We start from the raw sequence: 3,215 nt of genomic DNA, 5'->3' as shown, positions 1-3,215 counted from the left end.
TCCGACGCGAAGAAGCTCATGGGCATAACGATGACATTGTCACGCCTTGCACACTCGTCCACGCTCTCCGCCCCAAATCTGAAAGGAAGATCAAGGGTCAGGAAGAAGCCGCCAGAGGGGCGATTCCATCGAATCTGATCCGCGAAAGGCGAAAACACACGGTTCAGCTGACACAACATAACGTCGCGATTGGCACGATACCAATCCAGCGCCGGCCGTATCCAATCACGCAAGCTTCCCCCCTGTTCGATCAACAGCCCTGCCACGATCGCTTGTGTAATTTGGCTCGTATTGAGGGTAACGAAACTCTTGCGCTGAACCAGATCTTCCCAAAGTAACCGGCAAGCTCCCGCGTCTCCAAATATCGTCTCGGGCAGTATCGCAGCTCCCACGCGGAGAGATGGGGCTAGCGTCTTGGAGAAAGTCGAGAGGTAGATAACACTTCCGGCCTCGTCCAAAGCGGCCATCGGAGGGATCGCGTCTCCTTCATACCGAAATTGCCCGTATGGATTGTCCTCCAGAACGATGATCCGATGTCTGTCGCACACTTGAAGGATATCGCGTCGTGCGGGCGTGTCGAGGACGCGCCCAGTCGGATTATCAAAATCGGGAATAAGGTATAGAGCGCGAGCCCTCCGACCTTGCCGGCGCAACTGCAGCACTGCGAATTCGATTGCCTCGGCAATGCCAAGTTCTGAGTTGCGCAGCGCTGAAACGGCGACCCGTGTAGCGGCAGCTGCACCGGTTGTCCCAACGTAGGTGGGGTTGCAGACCAGGAGCACGTCCGAAGGTTTGGGACACAGTGCCGGCAGGCAGACAGCAAGCGCCTCCTGGCAGCCTGACGTGATTAGTACGCGATCAGTCCTCGCGGGAACCCCCTCATCGGATCGAACCTGTTGTGCAACGATCTCGCTGATGATGCCGGCAGTTCGTCCATACTGCAACAACTGAGAGTGTACTTGCCCACCTCCGTGATCGCCGGCTGAATACCGTTCATACACGACTAGCGCATTCAACAGCGCCTGGGGGTCGAGCCTATTGAAGAACCGATCACTTGGTCTGCCAGAGGCCAGGGAAATCGCTGACGGAAACGAACCCGAGACCTCGTTTAAGAAGTTCATTACCGACGTTTTCGGCATATAATCCATCATGGACCCCGCGCAGAACCATTGGAAAAGTGAGGATCACACCAGTGTGGGCTCAACAGCAGCATTCCGTCAAAACCAGCGACACGGGCTAGAGCGGTTCCACAAACAGCCGTCTGACGATTGGCGAGTGTGATCATCGACATTGCTCCTACTCTGATTGTGGGAGGGCCACGCAATTCCCGTGCCAAGGGAGAAAAACACGTATAAACAAGGTGGTAGCTGTCAAACTGCCATGACGAGTGTCTGACATCGTCCAAGATCGGGCGGTCCAGATTTGGCCCGATATACTGGACTTGACTGCTCGTCTTCCGTAGTTCGCGGTTGCAGGACTCCTTCCGCTGCCGGTGGCTGAGCGACAGTATCTCCTGCCTTTCCGCCACCAGCAGATAAGGCACCTTCGACACCATGGCGGTGCCTGATGCTTGAAACTCTCGACCGGAATAAACCACCAGGCGGCGCTTCGCACATGGCCTCGGCATCCGCCCAAATTATTGTGCACATCGATACAGCCGCCTACCATTCCCGGTGGTTCTTTTATGGATCGGCGATCGCAGCATCGGCGGGAGAGTCCTGCACAGTTCAAATCGGCGAGACAGCTCGCGTCTGGCCGGTCTGCCGCTCGGCAACACAGCGGAGCCGGACGTGGTCGGCTTGGCCCGCGCAGCAAAGGGGCGATCGCATCATCCTACCGTTGCTGGTGATCGGTGCCGCAACCGTCATGCCGCTAGCCCGATGCACATTTTGCGTGCGGCCTCTCCATCGGCGGACTTCGCATGGCTAGTGGCATCGATGCCGCGGATTACAGGTCGCACACAATGGCTGAATCTGATCGATCGTGACCGCAATACAATCATGCATTCCGCGGCCGCCTACACGTTGGGGACTGGAACCGTCCACGTTCGCTCAGTATTTCCCGGACTGCTCCAACTGCTCAAAAAGCTCTTGGACGTTATCGTCGAGAAATCCTTCCTCGCCGTTCCGATGTACAAGTTCGATGCTCACGCCAGTGTTAGGGCATCGCGAAGAGAACGCCTGTGTTAGGCCCGGTCCGTTTATTACGGCTGTGTCGAACGACAGCCCTCGCTTCTTGAGGGTCTCGACCATCGCCGACACATCGTCCACAGCCAGCGCGACATGGGCTAGACCTACCCCAAAATTCTCGACAAGTTGGGACACCTGCGACTCTGGTTCTGTGCCTTGACAAAGTACAAAGCACATCCCGTCGCGAACCATGTCCGCGCACACCATACCAGTCTTTTTGCCCTTTATCTGGAATCGGCGCCTGAGGTTAAAACCAAGTACACCTTGAAACAAATGAATAGCGTCTTCAAGTCTATGAACGGCCAAAGCGATGTGGTCGATCCCACGAAATCGCAGGTTAGTGTGGTCATCCACCGGTGTGGTATCTGGCGATGCGCTGTCAAATGACGCGGTTACGGGATCACTCATTTCAACCTCCTTCTCTTTAGATAACGCATTTGGAGTCTCGACTGCATGGTTTGCTGTAGGTTGGGCCAGAATAGTGACATATGTGTCATCTCTTTCGCCCGCCCCACCGGGTGGGACCAGCCCGGTTCCAAGCAGGCTCAACTATGATATTGCGGTCACCATCGTCACGAATCTCGCATTCGGGGGGTAGCCGAGCGCCTTCCGCGGCTAATATCGTACCGTTGGATCCTAGAACCGGGACAGGCGATCATATTCCCTAATGGGTCGGTTGAGCATTGATATAGATCAACGCGACGCATATCGACCCTCATTAACACCCCAGCCGCGGGAGCTCGCGACGGCAAATTACAAAAGCAGAAATCCCGCTCGAAGAGCTCAATAGACAGATAGGGTGCAGAACAAGATGGGGTGGTTGCCGTCCTCCCCTAACGGCATCGCAGTGTGCCAAGATGATGTGGTGTAGGCCACAGAGCAGAGAGGACGGCGGATGAAGGATACGATGATCGGGGTGGATCTGGCAAAGATTGTCCGCGACTGGGTTATTCGCTTCAATGCGCGTGGCCCGTCAGGGCTCATCAATGGCAAAGCACCCGGCAATCAAGGAAAGCTTTCCGACGT

At 56.0% G+C, this 3,215-nt stretch carries 2 protein-coding genes; both read right to left on the bottom strand.

Annotation, left to right across the window (positions count from 1 at the left end; translation table 11 throughout):
- The coding region (locus A3C3_RS0137105) for an aminotransferase-like domain-containing protein (RefSeq protein ID WP_198019878.1) at positions 1-1,148 on the bottom strand (1,148 nt) is incomplete at its 3' end.
- A gap of 903 nt (positions 1,149-2,051) precedes the next feature.
- The gene (locus A3C3_RS0137100) at positions 2,052-2,597 is read right to left on the bottom strand and encodes a VOC family protein (RefSeq protein ID WP_022719498.1); all 546 of its coding nucleotides are present in this window, start codon (positions 2,595-2,597) and stop codon (positions 2,052-2,054) included.
- Positions 2,598-3,215 lie beyond the last annotated feature (618 nt).

Origin of the sequence: Rhizobium mongolense USDA 1844 (assembly GCF_000419765.1) — a bacterium.
GTDB lineage: Bacteria > Pseudomonadota > Alphaproteobacteria > Rhizobiales > Rhizobiaceae > Rhizobium > Rhizobium mongolense.
This window is presented reverse-complemented; position numbering and strand designations above follow the sequence as displayed.

What these genes read in the sequence shown, in the direction of transcription:
- A3C3_RS0137100 (WP_022719498.1), bottom strand. Translation starts at nt 2,597, where the DNA reads ATGAGTGATCCCGTAACCGCGTCATTTGACAGCGCATCGCCAGATACC.